Source organism: Nocardioides aequoreus (assembly GCF_000720335.1).
GTDB lineage: Bacteria > Actinomycetota > Actinomycetes > Propionibacteriales > Nocardioidaceae > Marmoricola > Marmoricola aequoreus.
In genome coordinates, this window is record NZ_JOJN01000011.1 from 39,559 (window position 1) to 54,420 (window position 14,862).

Sequence of the window (14,862 nt, forward strand, 5' to 3'; positions counted from 1 at the left end):
ATCAGCCCCCCGAGCGCGACAGGGATGACCAGCCGGCGGTAGCGGGGGTGCATGGGGGCGAGTCTATTCACCGGGCCCCGACTGGGTCGGCGGCCTCGTCGGGCAGGCCGCGGCGCACCTCGACGTCGCGGTCGAGCGCGGCACCGCGGGCGAAGAGGGCCATCGAGACCAGCACGCCCGTGAGGGTCAGCAGGCCGCCCCCGAGCAGCGTCCAGCGAGCGCCCATGACCTCACCGAGCCAGCCGATGAAGGGCGAGCCGAGCGGCGTGCCGCCCATCAGCACCATCACGTAGATCGCCATCACCCGCCCCCGCAGCTGCGGGGCCGTGGCGAGCTGGATCGTGGTGTTGGCCGCCGTGATCATCGTGAGCGCGAAGAAGCCGAGGAACGGCGCGAGCAGCGCGTAGACCAGGAAGGTCGGGCTCAGGCCCGCGGCGATCTCGACTGCGGAGAAGGCCAGCGCCGAGCCGACCACCAGCCGCAGCCGCACCCGGGTGCGGCGCGCGGCCATCAGCGCGCCGGTCAGCGAGCCGACCGCGAGGATCGAGCCGAGGATGCCGTACTCCGTGGCGCCGAGGCCGAAGACCTGGGTGGTCATCATCGCCGAGGTCATCTGGAAGTTCAGGCCGAAGGCGCCGGTGACGCCGATGACGCCCAGCACGAGCATCAGGTCGGGACGACCGCGCAGGTAGCGCATCGCGTCGCGGATCTGCCCCTTGTGGCGCGGCTCGACGGGCGCACGGTTGAGCTGGTCGGGCGACATCGCCCGCAGCGCCAGGATCACCGCGGCGTAGCTGACGCCGTTGAGCAGGATCACCCAGCCGGCGGCCTGGGCGCCGCCACCGAAGGCCGCGATCAGCAGGCCGGCGATGGCCGGGCCGAGCAGGCGAGCGGCGTTGAAGGACGCGGAGTTCAGCCCCACCGCGTTGGTCAGGTCGTCGGCGCCGACCATCTCGCTGACGAAGCTCTGGCGCGCCGGGGCGTCGAAGGCCGAGCCGATGCCGAAGACGAAGGCGATCACCCACACGTGCCAGACCTGCGCGGCGCCGGAGATGGCGAGCGCCGCCAGCACGAGCGCGGTGACGCCCATGACGGCCTGGGTGATCTGCAGCAGTCGCAGCTTGCTCATCCGGTCGGCGACCAGGCCGGCGTACGGCGAGAGCAGCAGGGCGGGCAGGAACTGCAGCCCGGTCGTGACACCGAGCGCGGTGCCGACACCGATGCCGCCGGCGCCGGTGGCGAGGACGACCACGAGCCAGTCCTGCGCGACGCGCTGCATCCAGGTGCCGGTGTTGGAGACGACGCCGCCTGCGGCGTACAGGCGGTAGTTGCGGATCCGCAGGGAGCGGAAGGTGGGACTCAATCGTGCCTTTCTCGGTGGCCGGCTCTCAGTCGTCGGTCGCCAGTCGGTGGATCAGGGGTGCGGCCTGCCGCAGCAGCTCGCGCTCGTCGGGGGTGAAGGCGCGCAGCCGGCGGGCCAGCCAGGCGTCGCGCCGGCGGCGGTCGGCGAGGAGGACCTCGCGGCCCTTCTCGGTCAGCGACACCACGACCACCCGGCCGTCGGTCTCGTGGGGGCGGCGCACGGCGTACCCCTCTTCGACCAGGCCGTTGACCGTGCGGGTCATCGACGGCGGCTGCACCCGCTCGTGCGCGGCGAGCGCACCCACGGTGCAGTCGCCCTCGCGGAAGAGGATCCCGAGCGCGCTCAGCGCCGCGACGCTGAGCGGGTTGCCGGGCTCGCGCTCGCTGCGCAGCCGTCGCGACAGCCGCATCACCGAGAGCCGGAGCTCGGAGGCGAGCCCGGTGTCGGTGCGCGAGGCAGCCTGCACGGTGGGAGTCATGGTTGTTTACTGTAACTCATTACCCCTGCTAACTATTTCTCACGGCCCGGAGGGTGAGCTGGCGAACCCTCCGAACAGGCCGGGAGGTCGAGGTGCGAGACACCGGCCCGAGGAACGAGGGCCGGTGCCGAAGCCTCGAGACCCCGCGAGGGACCCACCCCGGCCCGCCCCCGACCCACGCCGACCCGCCCCGAATGCACGCCGACCCGCCCCATATGCACGCCGACCCGCCTCACATGCAGGCATCTGAGGCGGATGGGTGTGCATCTGAGGCGGATGGGCGTGCAGGTGAGGCGGGTCGGCGGGTCAGGTGAGCAGGCGGGTGAGGGGGTCGATCGCGAAGTAGGCGACGAAGAGGAGGGCGATGACCCACATCAGGGGGTGGATGGCGCCGAGGCGGCCGCGCACCACCTTGATCAGCACCCACGCCAGGAAGCCGGCGCCGATGCCGACGGTGATCGAGTAGGTGAAGGGCATCAGCACGATGGTCAGGAAGGCGGGGATGGCGATGTCGACGTCGTCCCAGTCGATGCCCTTGACCTGCTGCATCATCAGGAAGCCGACGAGGACCAGGGCCGGCACCGCCGCCTCGAGCGGGATGACGGCCACCAGCGGGGAGAGGAAGACCGACAGCAGGAAGCAGACGCCGGTGACCACGGAGGCCAGGCCGGTGCGCGCGCCCTCACCGACACCCGCGGCGGACTCGATGTAGGAGGTGTTGGACGACACCCCGGCCGCACCGCCCGCGGCCGCGGCGACCGAGTCGACCACCAGGATGCGGCGGGTGTGGGGCGGGGTGCCGGTCTCGTCGAGCAGCCCGGCCTCGGCGCCGATGGCGGTCATCGTGCCCATGGTGTCGAAGAAGTCGGCCAGCATCAGGGTGAAGACGAGCAGCGCGACGGCGACGACGCCGATCCGGTCGACGGAGCCGAAGAGGTTGAACTCCCCCAGCGTCGCGAAGTCGGGCAGCTCGAGCACCTTGCTCGGCAGCGACGGCACGGTGAGGCTCCAACCACCGGCGTTCTCGACCGCCGGGCCGAGCCCGCCCACGGCCTCGACCACGATCGCGAGCACGGTGGTGACCGCGATCGAGATCAGGATGGCGCCCTTGACCCGCAGCACCCACAGCGCCACCACGAGGGCGAGGCCGACGGCGAAGACGAGCACGGGCCAGCCGGAGAGCTGACCGGACGCACCGAGCTGCAGCGGGACCGTGGTGTTGGCGGCGTCGGGGATGCGGGTCACGAAGCCCGCGTCGACAAAGCCGATCAGGGCGATGAAGAGACCGATGCCGACCGAGATCGCGATCTTGAGCTGGGCCGGCACGGCGTGGAAGACCGCCTCGCGGAAGCCGGTGAGCACCAGGACCAGGATGATCAGGCCCTCGAGCACGACCAGGCCCATGGCGTCGGCCCAGGTCATCTGCGAGGCCAGCGCGAAGGCGACGAAGGCGTTGAGCCCCAGGCCCGTCGCCAGGGCGAGGGGGTAGTTGGCGACCAGGCCCATCGCGAGGGTGAGCACGCCGGCGACCAGCGCCGTGCCGGCCGCGATCATCGCGATGTTGGGGCCGGCCGTGCCACCGCCGAGGTAGTTGCCGTCGACGTCGGTGGCGTTGCCGAGGATGAGCGGGTTGAGCACGATGATGTAGGCCATCGTGAAGAAGGTGACGATGCCGCCGCGCACCTCGCGGCCGACGGTCGAGCCGCGCTCGCTGATCTTGAAGAACTGGTCCACGAGGCGGCATCCAACCACGCCGTGACTCACGGCCGGGTCGCCGGTGCGGCCGCCGTGGTTTCATGACCGCATGTCCGACGAGCAGCCGATGGTGCACGAGATCGGCAACCGGACCTACCTGGTGGCCGACGTCGAGCCGCTCGACCTCGACGGCGTGCGCACGATGCAGGTCGGTACGGCGCTGTGGGCCGTCGCGCTGCTGCTGCTCCTCCCCTTCCGCGGAGAGCTCGAGGCGCGCGACGCGACGTGGTGGCTGTGGGTCTGCGTGGCCGGCTTCGGGCTGGGCCTGGTCGGCTGGGACCACTGCCGGCGGCTGCGCCGCCGCCGCGTCGAGCAGGGCGACGAGGGCGACCTCGCCGACTGAGCAAGATCGGTCGGGCGCGACCCGGCCCCCGTGGCGCACAGTGAGGACATGACGACGACGACCCCGCCGCCACGAGGTCGAGACCGCCTGCGCGAGCTGCTCGAGGCCGTGCTCGCGGAGGAGCACGGCGACCTGGAGGAGATGGCCGGCGGCGCCCACGCGTCGGCGTACCACTTCAGCCGGCAGCTCACGCGGCACGCCGGCGAGCCGCCCGTCTCCATGCGGCGCCGGGTGCTGCTCGAGCGCGCCGCCTGGAGGCTCCGCGGCGGGGCGACGGTGACCGAGGTCGCCGTCGAGGCCGGCTACGAGAGCGTCGAGGGCTTCTCGCGCGCCTTCGCCCGCTCCTACGGGCACCCGCCGAGCCGCGTCGCGGACTCCGGCGCGGGTCACTGGCTCCCCGCGCCCAACGGCATCCACTTCCACCCGCCGACCTCGCTGTGGGTCGAGGAGCGGCCCGCCGGCGGGTCCGGGGGCGGTCGCGTGCTCGGCGAGGCGGTGCTGCACGACGTCGAGGACACCCGCGAGGTGCTGGCGCTCGCCGCCACCCTGCCCGAGGACGACGTACGCCGCCCGCTGCTGCCGGGCCACGTGACGCTGGCGTGGGAGGGCGCCGAGGAGTCGTTGCTGGCCGTGCTCGACGCGACGGTCTGGACCAAGGAGGTGTGGGTCGCCGCCATGACCGGGGCCGAGATGCCCGACCGGCCGCGCCCCGACCTCGCGACCCTGCCCGGGAGGCACGAGCGCGCCTCGGCCGCGTGGCTGGCCGTGGTCCGCGACGTCGAGCGACGCGACGCCTGGCGGGACCGGCTGGTCGACGCGCTGTGCGAGCCGCCGCAGAGCTTCGTGGTTGGCGGCGTGGTGCAGCACGTGCTCACCTTCGCCGCGCACCGCCGGCTGCTCGCCCGCACGATGCTGCGGATGCTCGGCCACGACGGCGGCAGCGGCGACCCGCTCGACTGGCAGGTGCGCCGCAGCGGCGGTCAGGGGGCGTCGTGACCCGGGTGCGCTACTACACCGCCACGACCCTCGACGGCTTCCTCGCCGACGAGCACGACTCGCTGGACTGGCTCTTCGAGCAGCAGCAGGGCGAGCCCGGCGGGCTCGGCGACTTCGACGCCTTCTCGGCCGGCATCGGCGCCCAGGTCATGGGCGCGACGACCTACGAGTGGGTCTGCGAGCACGAGCCCGACTGGGACCCCTCCCCCGGGCAGCCGCTGTGGGTCTTCAGCCACCGCGACCTGCCGCCGCGCAACGACGCGGTGCGCGTCGTGCGCGGTCCCGTGGCCGACCACCTCGAGGACATCGTCGCCTCGGCGAGCGGCAAGGACGTCTGGGTGGTGGGCGGCGGAGACCTGGCCGGCCAGCTCGCCGACCTCGGCCGGCTCGACGAGGTGCTGGTCTCGATCGCCCCCGTCGTGCTCGGCGCGGGCCGGCCGCTGCTCCCCCGCCGCCACGACCTCGCGCTGCTCGACGTCGAGCGCAGCGGCGACTTCGTCGTGGCGCGGTACGCCGTGCGCGGCCCTCGGCTGGTTTCACCAGTCAACGTGTGAAACCAGCACTCCCCCACCGAAGTTTCGGGAGGTCAGTGCCGGTTTCCCCAGTTAACGTGGGAAACCGACGGCACGGACGACCTCAGAAGGTCTCGAGCTCGTCCTCGGCCAGGGTGTCGTAGACCGGCTCGGGCAGCGGCTGGGGCAGCTGCTTCTTGCGGAGCTGGGCCTCGGAGTGGGCGCCGCAACCGTGGTCGAGCGCGACGGCGCGGCCGTCGTCGTTGGCCTGCTCGTTGGCGCAGACGCCGAACATCGTGGAGAGCGGGCCGGCCAGCCGCACCAGGAAGCCGCAGCTCCCGCAGCGCGCCGGGGCCGCGGCGGCGATCGGGGCGTCGGGGCCGCTGTCGCCGGCGTACCAGCGCTGGGCGGTGCCGTCGCGGCCCTCCAGGGAGAGCACGCGGGCGCGGCCGAGGCCGACCTCCTCGACGACCGCCTCGGCGACGGGATCGGGCGCGTCGCCGGCCAGCCACGTGGGCACCAGGCGGGGGTCGTCCTCGTCGGTGGGGAGCAGGTCGCCCGGCGACAGGTCGCCCGGCCGGATCCGCTCGCGGTAGGGCACCCACGCGGGGGCGACGATCGCCTCGTCGCCGGGGAGCAGCACCGCCTCGTCGACCGTGGGCGTCTCCTGGCCCTCGGGCAGGGCGACCGTGACCGCCCAGGCCCAGCCGCGGTAGCCGGCCTTGAGGCAGCCGAAGCGGTGCGTCGCGACCTCGGGCGCCTCCTCCTGGATGGCGCCGAGGTGCTCGCCGACGACGTCGGCGCCGACCTGCTCGACCAGGCTGGCGCGGGCGGCGGCCACCGCCTCCAGGGCGGCGCCCCCGGTCTCGGGGTGGGCTGTCGACATCACGACGCGGATTGTCCCCCATCGGGCCGGGTCGTGTCTGCCCGGGCCGCCGACCTTGGCAGGATGAGGCCATGACGGGCACGGACGACGCGGGGGGCGCCGAGCAGCCGGCGCCCGCGTCGGGGGCCGGACGCCGTCTGGCCGGCGCCACCGGACGCGGCCTCAAGCGTGCCGGTGGGGCGACCGGCCGCGGGGCGAGCTACACCTTCCGGCAGGCCCGGCGGGCCTCGCACGCCGAGGGCGCGGGCGACTCCGGGCTCTACCGGCTCATCGAGCTGCACGCCTTCAACGCCGCGGGCGACGCCGCGGTGGCGATCTCGCTCGCCGGCACTCTCTTCTTCGCCCAGCCGGGCGAGGCCCGGGGCCCCATCGCGCTCTTCCTGGGCCTCACGATGCTGCCCTTCGCGGTCGTGGCGCCACTGCTGGGCCCCTTCCTCGACCGCTTCAGCCACGGCCGGCGGTGGGCCATCGGCGGCACCATGGCCATCCGCGCCTTCCTGTGCTGGCTGATGGCCGACGCCGTCGCCTCGCAGTCGCTGCTGATGTACCCGACGGCCCTCGGCGTGCTGGTCTCCTCCAAGGCGTACGGCGTGGCCCGCGCGGCGACCGTGCCCCGCCTCCAGCCGCCGGGACTCACCCTGGTCAAGGCCAACAGCCGGATCTCGCTCGCGGGCGTCGTGGGCGCCGCCATCTCGGCACCGCTGGCCGTGGGGGCGTCGTACTTCGGCTCGCAGTGGTCGCTGCGCTACGCCTTCGTGGTCTTCGCCGGGGCGACGATCCTCTCGATCCTGCTCCCGGCGCGGGCCGACGCCACCGTCGGCGAGGAGAGCCTGGAGGCGGGCACGGGCCGGCGCTTCCGGATGCCGACCGACGTCGCCTTCGCGCTGCGCTGCAACCTCGGGCTGCGGGTGCTCTCGGGCTTCCTCACCATCTACATGGCCTTCCTGCTGCGGGCCCAGCCCTTCGCGGGCTTCGAGCAGCAGACCACCCTGCTGATGGGGCTGGTGATCGGGGCCGCCGGACTGGGCAACACGATCGGCATCAGCCTCGGCTCCCTGCTCAAGCGCGTCACGCCCTCGATCACCGTGGTCGTCGCCCTGGTCGCCGACGCCGTCATCGTGGTGGTGGCCGCGGTCGCCTACAGCCTGGCGGCCGCCGTGCTCCTCGGCCTGACCGCCGGGGTGGCGCAGGCGCTGGGCAAGGTCTCGCTCGACTCCACGATCCAGGACTCCGTGGCCGAGCGTCACCGCACGTCGGCCTTCGCCCGCTCCGAGACGCTGCTGCAGCTGTCGTGGGTGCTGGGCGGCTTCATCGGGATCGCGCTGCCGCTGATCCCCCGGCTGGGGCTCGGCGTGCTGGCCGCCCTGCTGGTCAGCTGGACGGCGTACGTGCTGCTCCGCCGGCCAGGCGCGTCTCCCACTCCTCCAGCACCTCCGGCTGCGTCGGTCGCGTGAGCAGGCTGACGACCACGTAGACGACCAGGCTGGAGGCCAGGCCGTAGTAGATCGGCTCGTTGGCCAGCACGTCGCCGACGACCGCCATGGTGCCGAGCGTGACCGAGGTGCCCACGCCCATCGACCACAGCGCCCCCGCGCCGGTGGCGCGCCGCCACAGGAAGCCGCCGAGGATGGCGACGAGCAGGCCGCCGACGAGGATGTCGTAGGCGATGGTCAGGGCGGCCACCACGTCGTCGAGCAGCGAGGCGATCACGATCACGGCGACGCCGAGCACGACGACGTAGGCCCGGTTGGCCTGCACGTCTCGCTCCGGGTCGACCTCCGCGCCGTCCGGGGCCGAGCGGCCCACCAGCCCCGCGAGCAGCGGGCGGACGTCGGCGCGGGCGACCGTCGCGGTGGCGATCAGCGCCCCGGAGGCGGTGGACATCATCGCGGCGACGGCCGCCGCCAGCACCAGGCCGCTGACGCCGACCGGCAGGATGCTCTCGGCGATCTGGGCGTAGACGTCGTCGCTGACCTCCACCTCGAGGAAGGTCGAGGCTGCGGTCCCGATCAGCGCCCCGGCGACGCCGTAGAGCAGGCAGTAGATCCCGGCCGCGGTGCCGCCCCACCGGGCGACCTCGGGCGACCGGGCGGTGAAGACCCGCTGCCAGATGTCCTGGCCGATGAGCATCCCGAGGGTGTAGACGACGAAGAAGGTGATGATCGTGCCGGTGCCGATCGCCCCGAGGTCGAAGGCCGCGTCGCCGGCGCGCTCGCGGATGCCGTCGTACCCCCCGGCCTCGACCCAGGTGAAGGGCAGCAGCAGGGCGAAGACGCCGATCGTCTTGAGCACGAACTGCACCATGTCGGTCAGCGTGATCGACCACATGCCGCCGATCGCCGAGTAGGCCATCACGGTGACGCCCCCGATGACCACCGAGAGCGTGCGACCGGTGCCGAAGAGCACGTTGAAGACGGTGGCGTAGGCGATGGTCGAGGTGACCGAGAGCATCAGCGTGTACGCCGCCATCACCAGGCCGGAGGCGGCGGTGGCGTCGACGCCGTACCGCAGCCGGAGCATCTGCGCGACGGTGTAGACGCGCAGCCGCTGGATCCGCCCGGCGAAGCCGAGGCTCAGCGCGAGCACGCCGACGGCGATGGCCACCACCAGCCACATGCCGGAGAGGCCGTAGGTGTAGCCGAGCCCGACGCCGCCGACGGTGGAGGCGCCGCCGAGCACGACGGCCGCCATGGTGCCGGTGTAGAGCACGGGACCCAGGCGGCGCCCGGCGACGAGGAAGTCGGCGGAGTCGACGGTGCGGGTCTTGCCCCACCAGCCGAAGGCCAGCATGGCGACCAGGTAGACGACGATGATGGCGATGTCCATCAGGCCTCCTCGGGGGTCGTGAGGTGCGTGGGCGCGAACATGCGCAGCAGTGCCGGCAGCACCACCACGACCGGGCCGCGCAGCCCGGAGGTCGGGTCGAAGGTCCGGGCGATCAGGTCGCCCACGGTCTCGAGCGTCGCGTCGTACGCCGGCACGCCGAAGCTCTCGGCCAGGGCGCGGAAGTCGGGGCGGTGCAGCTCGGTCGACGACGCGGCGCCGAAGGCGTCGTCCATGTACTCGCGCAGGATCCCGTAGCCGCCGTCGTCGACGACGAGCCAGGTGACGTCGGCGTCGTGCTGCCGGGCGGCCGCGAGCTCGCTGACGCCGTACATCGCCCCGCCGTCACCGCTGACGGCGAGCGTGCGACGGCCGGTGCCGAGCGCGGCGCCGACGGCGGCGGGGAGGGCCAGGCCGAGCCCGCCCGAGGCCTCGGCGGTGTGCCAGCCGCCCCCGCGCGGGTCCCAGGCCGACCAGGCCCAGTAGCCGGCGATCGTCATGTCCCAGAAGGTGTCGGCAGGGTCGGGCACGGCCTCGCGCAGGTCGGCGAGGAGCCGCTGCTCGGTCCCGAGGTCCTGGGCGGCGAGCCGGGCCTCGACCTCGCGGCGCAGCCGGGCGGCGACCTCGGCGCCCGGACGACGTCCTGGCGGCCGGGGCGCGTCGGCCAGCGCCTCGGCGAGTGCCGTCAGCGCCGCGGCCGCGTCGGCGGGCACGCCCAGCACGTTGTGGTTGGAGCCGAGCACGCGCGGCTCGGCGTCGACCTGCACGACCCGGCCCTGCGGGCGCAGCGTCTCGTAGTTGCTGGTGACCTCCCCGAGCGAGGTCCCGACCGCGAGCAGGACGTCGGCGTCGGCGAGCAGGTCGGTGGTGTGCCGGTCCTCGATCCAGGAGGCGGCCGAGAGCGGGTGGTCGAAGCCGATCGCGCCCTTGCCGCCGACGCTGCTCACGACCGGGGCGTCCAGGAGCTCGGCGAGGCGCACCAGGGCCTGCGGCCCCCCGGGCGAGCGGCGTACGCCGCCCCCGGCGAGCAGCACCGGGCGCTCGGCCGAGGCGAGCAGCGAGGCCGCCTCGGCGGTGACCTCGGGGCGGGGCGCGAGCGGCAAGCCCGGGTCGGCGTCGAGGGTCGTGACGCGTGGCGTGCCCGCCGGTCCGCGCAGCACGTCCTCGGGCACCTCGACCCAGGTCGGGCCCGCGGGCGCCTGCTGCGCCAGCGCCCAGGCCCGGGCCAGCGCGCCGGGGATCGCGGCCGCGTCGCGGACCAGGGTGGTGCTCTTGGTGACGTTGCGTGCGCTCGCCTGCTGGTCGTCGAGCTGGTGCAGGTGACCGGTCCGGACGCCGCCGAGGCCCCGCCGCGGCACCTGGCTGGTGACGACCACGAGCGGCACGCACGCGGCGTACGCCTCCTGCAGCGCGCCCAGCGAGAGCAGCGCCCCCGGCCCGGTCGAGAGCAGCACGACGCCGACCTCGCCGGTGGCCCTCGCGTGGCCGTCGGCCGCGAAGACGGCGTTGTGCTCGACCCGCGAGCCGACGTGGCGCAGCGGGCTGCGGCGCACCGCGTCGTACATCGCCAGGGCGTGCTGCCCCGGGATGCCGAAGACGGTGGTGGCGCCGAGCGCGGTGAGGGACTCGACGACGACGTCGCCGCCCGTGCGGACCTCAGCCACGGTCGCGGTGGCCCATCGCGAGCAGCGAGACCAGGTCGTAGGCGACGTGGGCGGCGGCCACCCCGGTGATCTCGGCGTGGTCGTAGGCCGGTGCGACCTCGACGACGTCGGCGCCCACCACGTCGAGCCCGGCGAAGCCGCGCAGGATCTCGAGCAGCTCACGGCTCGTCATCCCGCCGGCCTCGGGGGTGCCGGTGCCGGGCGCGTGGGCGGGGTCGAGCACGTCGATGTCGACAGAGACGTAGACCGGGCGGTCGGCGACCCGCGCGCGGAGGGCCTCGACCACCTCGTCGATCCCCTGGCGGTAGACGTCGGCGGAGGTCACGATGCCGAAGCCGAAGCGGCGGTCGTCCTCGAGGTCCTTCTTGCCGTAGAGCGGGCCGCGGGTGCCGACGTGGCTGAGCGCCTCGGTGTCGAGCAGTCCCTCCTCCACCGCGCGGCGGAAGGGCGTGCCGTGGGTGTACTCCGCGCCGAAGTAGGTGTCCCAGGTGTCGAGGTGCGCGTCGAAGTGCACCAGCGCCACCGGGCCGTGCCGCTCGACCGCGGCGCGCAGCAGCGGGAGGGCGATGGTGTGGTCGCCGCCGACCGTGACGAGCCGGGTGCCGCCGGCAGTGAGCTCCAGCGCGGCGGCCTGGAGGGTGTCGATCGCCTCGCCGATGTCGAAGGGGTTGACCGCGACGTCGCCGGCGTCGACCACCTGCGCCACCTCGAAGGGGGAGACGTCGAGCGCGGGGTGGTAGGGCCGCAGCAGCCGGGAGGACTCCCGCACGTGGGCTGGCCCGAAGCGGGCGCCGGGGCGGTAGGAGACCCCGCTGTCGAAGGGCACCCCCACGACCGCGACATCGGCGGCCGGCACCTGGTCGAGGCGGGGCAGCCGGGCGAAGGTGGCGGGTCCGGCGAAGCGCGGCGTCCGTGAGGCATCGACGGGTCCGACGGGCTGGCTCATCGGTGGGCTCCCTCCTGTGTGGTCCGCGTCACCCTAGGAACGCGCACATCCGGGGCGCAAGCACATGCATTCGCCGCATCCGGTCTGTGCTTACGATGTGCCTGTCAGTCACGACATCTCGGCCATGATCGTGCACGACGACCACCGTGAGGCCATCGACAAGTGACAGCACATCCGAGAGGAAGATCGTGACCGCACCGTGGACGGACGGCGTCCTCGACGAGCTCGACGATGCGCTCGTGCGGCTGCTGGAGGACGACGGCCGCCAGAGCCACCGCGACCTCGCGGCCGCCGTCGGGCTGTCGCGCTCGGCCGTCGCGGCGCGGGTGCAGCGCCTGCTCGGCGAGGGGCACATCGCCGTGCGGGGCGTCGTCCACCCGGCCGTGCTCGGCCGGGCCTCGCTCGCCCACGTCTCGCTGCGCGTGCGGGGTCCCGCGCTGCCGGTCGCCGAGGCCGCCGCGGCCCGTCCCGACACCGCCTTCGTCTCGGTCGTCGCCGGCCACCACAGCGTGGTGGTCGAGCTGCGGGCCGCCGACCCCGGGGCGATCGACCGGGCGCTGGCCGGGCTGCGGGCGACGCCGGGCGTCGACGGCCTCGACACCGTGCTCTACACCGAGGTACTGCGCGACGTGGCCGGCCCGGTGGGCGAGCTCACCGCCGCCCCCGACGCCGTCGACCTCGCGCTGCTGCGGGTGCTGCAGGGCGACGGGCGGGCGTCGTACGTCGCTCTCGGCGAGGCGGTCGGGCTCTCCGCGCCGGGGGCGCGTCGTCGCGTGCTCCGGCTGCTCGAGGGTCGCGCCGTCCGCGTGGGGGCCGTGCTCCGCCACAGCGGGCGCGACCTGCGCAGCGCGCTCGGCATCGGCCTGTGCCTCGGCCCCGGACCCGACCCGCTGCCCGAGGTGGCCACGCTCCCCCAGCTCACCTTCGCGGCGCGCAGCGTCGGGCGCTACGACGCCGTGCTCACCGCCAACGCCACGACCACCGGCCAGCTCGCCGGCCTGCTCGACACGCTGCGCGCGCTGCCCGGCGTGCGCGAGGTGGAGAGCTGGGCCCACCTGGAGTTCGTCAAGGAGACCTACGCCGCCGCGCTGCCGCAGCCGCCGGGCTGAGGCCGGGCGGCAGGTGCTTCTGGCCCCACCAGGCCCGGGCGGCTACAGGTCGAGCTCGTCGGCGAGGGCGCGGAGCAGCTTGGCCGTGGGCTTGGCGGTCTTGGCGTCGGGGTGACGGCCGTGGCGGTAGGCCTCGCCGACGCCCTCGAGCAGCCGGATGAGGTCCTCGGTGATGGTCGCCATCTCCTCGGGCTTGCGGCGCTGCTGCTTGGCCTGCGCGCGGGTGACCGAGGGCGGCGCCTCGAGCAGCCGCAGCTGGTGGGCCTGGTCGCCCTTGCGGCCGGCCAGGATGCCGAACTCGACGCGGGTCCCGGCCTTCAGCGTCTCGACGCCGTCGGGGAGCGCGGAGGAGCGGACGTAGACGTCGTCACCGTCCTCGCGCGAGAGGAAGCCGAAGCCCTTCTCGCCGTCGTACCACTTGACCTTTCCCGTGGGCACCGTGCCGGCCTCTCTGCTCGCTCTGCCGCGTGCGCTGCGGGTCCGCAGCGCGAGTCAGACCCTACGCGGTGGCGCGGTCGCCCCGCGAGGGAGTTCACCGCCAGCGATCAGGGTCCGCCAGCAGCGCGTTCATCGACCCCGACCGGAAGCCGAGCGGGTCGACCTCCACGGTCGCGAAGCCCGCGTCGCGCACCGCCCCGAGGTGCTTGGCGACGAGGTCGACGAGCTCCCGGTCGACCTCGACGCGGGCGGCGTCGCCGAGGTCGCGCACCCGCAGGTCGTGCACGTCGTGACCGGCGGCCTCCAGCGCGGCGCGCAGCCCCGCCTCGGCGCGCTCGACCCGCGCGAGCCGGTCGCGGCTGATCTCCACGCCGTAGGCGATCCGCGAGCTCAGGCAGGCGGCGGCCGGCTTGTCCCAGGTGGGCAGCCTCCAGGCCCGGGACGCCGCACGCACCTGCTCCTTGGTCAGCCCGGCGTCGAGCAGCGGGGTCACCGCACCCCGCTCCGCAGCCGCCGCGATGCCGGGGCGGAAGCCGGCGCGGGCGTCGTCGGCGTTGGTGCCGGTCGCCACCACGTCGTAGCCGTGCTCCCGAGCGAGCGGGCCGAGCACCTCGAGCAGCTCGCTCTTGCAGAAGGCGCAGCGGTCGCCGTCGTTGCGGCGGTAGCCGTCGCGGTCGAGCTCGTGGGTCTGCGGGGTCAGCAGCGGTACGCCGAGGGCCTCGGCGAGCGCAGCGCCCGGGTCGCGCTCGCTCTCCGGCAGGGCCCCGGAGTACGCCGTCGCCGCGGCCACCGCGTCCGGCCCGAGGGCGCGCACGGCCGCCGCCAGCAGGAAGGCGCTGTCGGCCCCGCCGCTGAAGGCCACCAGCACCCGCCCGTGGGCGCGCAGCCGCTGCTCGAGGTCGGCCAGCCGTCGCTCGAGCACCCAGTCGTCGAGCCAGGCGGGGAAGGCGTGCAGGTCGGGCAGCACCACGTCGGTGCCGGCGGCCTCGAGCTCGGCGGCGGTGGAGCCCCCGCTCACGACCGAGACGCTCGGCACCCCGGCCTCGCGAGCCCCCTCCACGTCGTGCACGTGGTCGCCGACGTAGAGCTGGGCGCCGTGGCGTCGCAGCACCTCGCCCTTGCCGCCACCCCAGACCTGGCCTTCGACCACGTCGACGTCGAGGCCCAGGTGGTCGACGTGGCGCTGCGCGTTGGGGGTGTACTTGCCCGTCACCAGCACGACCCGCCCACCGTGGCGGCGTACGGCGGCCAGCGCCTCGACCGCGCCGGGCAGGGCGGGCGTGGGCTCGACGGCAGTGTCGGGGTAGAGCTCGCGGAAGCGTGCGACCGCCGCGGCCATCTCGGGCGGCGCGACGTACGGCGCCAGCAGGTGGTCGAGCGGCGGCCCGAGGTTGCTGCTGAGCTCGCGCGAGGGCAGCGCGACCCCCAGCTCGGCGGCGAGCGCGTCGAGGGTGGCCACGAAGCCGCCGACCGTGTCGATCAGCGTCATGTCGAGGTCGAACCCGACCACCAGCTGCTCACCCACGAGCGCCACGCTACGTCGCGACAC

General features: G+C 74.2%; 14 protein-coding genes. 5 read left to right on the plus strand and 9 right to left on the minus strand.

Annotated elements, in window-relative coordinates; translation table 11 throughout:
• Window positions 1-67: 67 nt before the first annotated feature.
• The 3 genes from IG63_RS0117075 to IG63_RS0117085 form a co-directional block, all read right to left on the minus strand.
• A complete protein-coding gene (locus tag IG63_RS0117075; protein WP_051707054.1) occupies window positions 68-1,363 on the minus strand; it encodes an MFS transporter in 1,296 nt (431 codons plus the stop codon).
• A gap of 25 nt (window positions 1,364-1,388) precedes the next feature.
• Entirely contained in the window at window positions 1,389-1,841 is a 453-nt protein-coding gene (locus tag IG63_RS0117080; protein ID WP_030485558.1) for a MarR family winged helix-turn-helix transcriptional regulator, read from the minus strand.
• Between the two features lie 306 nt (window positions 1,842-2,147).
• Window positions 2,148-3,575: an NCS2 family permease gene (locus IG63_RS0117085; RefSeq protein ID WP_245604483.1), complete on the minus strand. Its 1,428-nt coding sequence runs from the start codon at window positions 3,573-3,575 to the stop codon at window positions 2,148-2,150.
• Window positions 3,576-3,645: 70 nt separating this feature from the next.
• Here IG63_RS0117085 and IG63_RS0117090 point away from each other — a divergent pair, with 70 nt between their 5' ends.
• The 3 genes from IG63_RS0117090 to IG63_RS0117100 are packed head-to-tail and all read left to right on the plus strand — an operon-like array spanning window position 3,646 to window position 5,489.
• Window positions 3,646-3,939 (plus strand): DUF2530 domain-containing protein, encoded by a 294-nt coding sequence (locus tag IG63_RS0117090; RefSeq protein WP_245604484.1) that lies wholly within the window; start codon window positions 3,646-3,648, stop codon window positions 3,937-3,939.
• A gap of 48 nt (window positions 3,940-3,987) precedes the next feature.
• Window positions 3,988-4,935 (plus strand): helix-turn-helix domain-containing protein, encoded by a 948-nt coding sequence (locus IG63_RS0117095; protein ID WP_036196072.1) that lies wholly within the window; start codon window positions 3,988-3,990, stop codon window positions 4,933-4,935.
• Window positions 4,932-5,489: a dihydrofolate reductase family protein gene (locus tag IG63_RS0117100; RefSeq protein WP_030485562.1), complete on the plus strand. Its 558-nt coding sequence runs from the start codon at window positions 4,932-4,934 to the stop codon at window positions 5,487-5,489. Before IG63_RS0117095 ends, IG63_RS0117100 begins: the two co-directional genes overlap by 4 nt.
• Window positions 5,490-5,571: 82 nt before the next feature.
• Here the strand turns inward: IG63_RS0117100 and IG63_RS0117105 are convergent, their stop codons facing one another.
• Window positions 5,572-6,333 carry a DUF3027 domain-containing protein gene (locus IG63_RS0117105; protein WP_036196075.1) on the minus strand — a complete coding sequence of 254 codons (762 nt, stop codon included), beginning with the start codon at window positions 6,331-6,333 and terminating at the stop codon, window positions 5,572-5,574.
• A gap of 71 nt (window positions 6,334-6,404) precedes the next feature.
• On the opposite strand from IG63_RS0117105, the gene IG63_RS20970 reads away from it, so the two are divergent.
• Window positions 6,405-7,787 carry an MFS transporter gene (locus IG63_RS20970; RefSeq protein ID WP_051707055.1) on the plus strand — a complete coding sequence of 461 codons (1,383 nt, stop codon included), beginning with the start codon at window positions 6,405-6,407 and terminating at the stop codon, window positions 7,785-7,787.
• Here the strand turns inward: IG63_RS20970 and IG63_RS0117115 are convergent.
• Genes IG63_RS0117115 through speB form a run of 3 tightly spaced genes read right to left on the minus strand, consistent with a single transcriptional unit; the run spans window position 7,705 to window position 11,766 of the window.
• The gene (locus tag IG63_RS0117115) at window positions 7,705-9,159 is read right to left on the minus strand and encodes a sodium:solute symporter family protein (RefSeq protein ID WP_030485565.1); all 1,455 of its coding nucleotides are present in this window, start codon (window positions 9,157-9,159) and stop codon (window positions 7,705-7,707) included. The genes IG63_RS20970 and IG63_RS0117115 overlap by 83 nt on opposite strands.
• The gene (locus IG63_RS0117120; protein ID WP_030485566.1) at window positions 9,159-10,820 is read right to left on the minus strand and encodes a thiamine pyrophosphate-binding protein; all 1,662 of its coding nucleotides are present in this window, start codon (window positions 10,818-10,820) and stop codon (window positions 9,159-9,161) included. Before IG63_RS0117120 ends, IG63_RS0117115 begins: the two co-directional genes overlap by 1 nt.
• A complete protein-coding gene (gene speB / locus IG63_RS0117125) occupies window positions 10,813-11,766 on the minus strand; it encodes an agmatinase (protein WP_030485567.1) in 954 nt (317 codons plus the stop codon). Before speB ends, IG63_RS0117120 begins: the two co-directional genes overlap by 8 nt.
• 188 nt (window positions 11,767-11,954) lie before the next feature.
• Between speB and IG63_RS0117130 the strand changes: the two genes are divergently transcribed.
• Entirely contained in the window at window positions 11,955-12,875 is a 921-nt protein-coding gene (locus tag IG63_RS0117130) for an Lrp/AsnC family transcriptional regulator (RefSeq protein ID WP_030485568.1), read from the plus strand.
• 42 nt (window positions 12,876-12,917) lie between these two features.
• Here the strand turns inward: IG63_RS0117130 and IG63_RS0117135 are convergent, their stop codons facing one another.
• Together IG63_RS0117135 and larE are read right to left on the minus strand one after the other, a co-directional pair.
• On the minus strand, window positions 12,918-13,313 hold the full coding sequence (locus IG63_RS0117135; RefSeq protein WP_030485569.1) for a cold-shock protein: 396 nt from the start codon (window positions 13,311-13,313) through the stop codon (window positions 12,918-12,920).
• Between the two features lie 94 nt (window positions 13,314-13,407).
• Window positions 13,408-14,838 (minus strand): ATP-dependent sacrificial sulfur transferase LarE, encoded by a 1,431-nt coding sequence (gene larE / locus IG63_RS0117140; RefSeq protein WP_245604485.1) that lies wholly within the window; start codon window positions 14,836-14,838, stop codon window positions 13,408-13,410.
• Between the last annotated feature and the right edge of the window lie 24 nt (window positions 14,839-14,862).

What these genes read in the sequence shown, in the direction of transcription:
- IG63_RS0117080 (WP_030485558.1), bottom strand. Translation starts at nt 1,841, where the DNA reads ATGACTCCCACCGTGCAGGCTGCCTCGCGCACCGACACCGGGCTCGCC.
- IG63_RS0117090 (WP_245604484.1), top strand. Translation starts at nt 3,646, where the DNA reads ATGTCCGACGAGCAGCCGATGGTGCACGAGATCGGCAACCGGACCTAC.
- IG63_RS0117095 (WP_036196072.1), top strand. Translation starts at nt 3,988, where the DNA reads ATGACGACGACGACCCCGCCGCCACGAGGTCGAGACCGCCTGCGCGAG.
- IG63_RS0117105 (WP_036196075.1), bottom strand. Translation starts at nt 6,333, where the DNA reads ATGTCGACAGCCCACCCCGAGACCGGGGGCGCCGCCCTGGAGGCGGTG.
- IG63_RS20970 (WP_051707055.1), top strand. Translation starts at nt 6,405, where the DNA reads ATGACGGGCACGGACGACGCGGGGGGCGCCGAGCAGCCGGCGCCCGCG.
- IG63_RS0117115 (WP_030485565.1), bottom strand. Translation starts at nt 9,159, where the DNA reads ATGGACATCGCCATCATCGTCGTCTACCTGGTCGCCATGCTGGCCTTC.
- speB (WP_030485567.1), bottom strand. Translation starts at nt 11,766, where the DNA reads ATGAGCCAGCCCGTCGGACCCGTCGATGCCTCACGGACGCCGCGCTTC.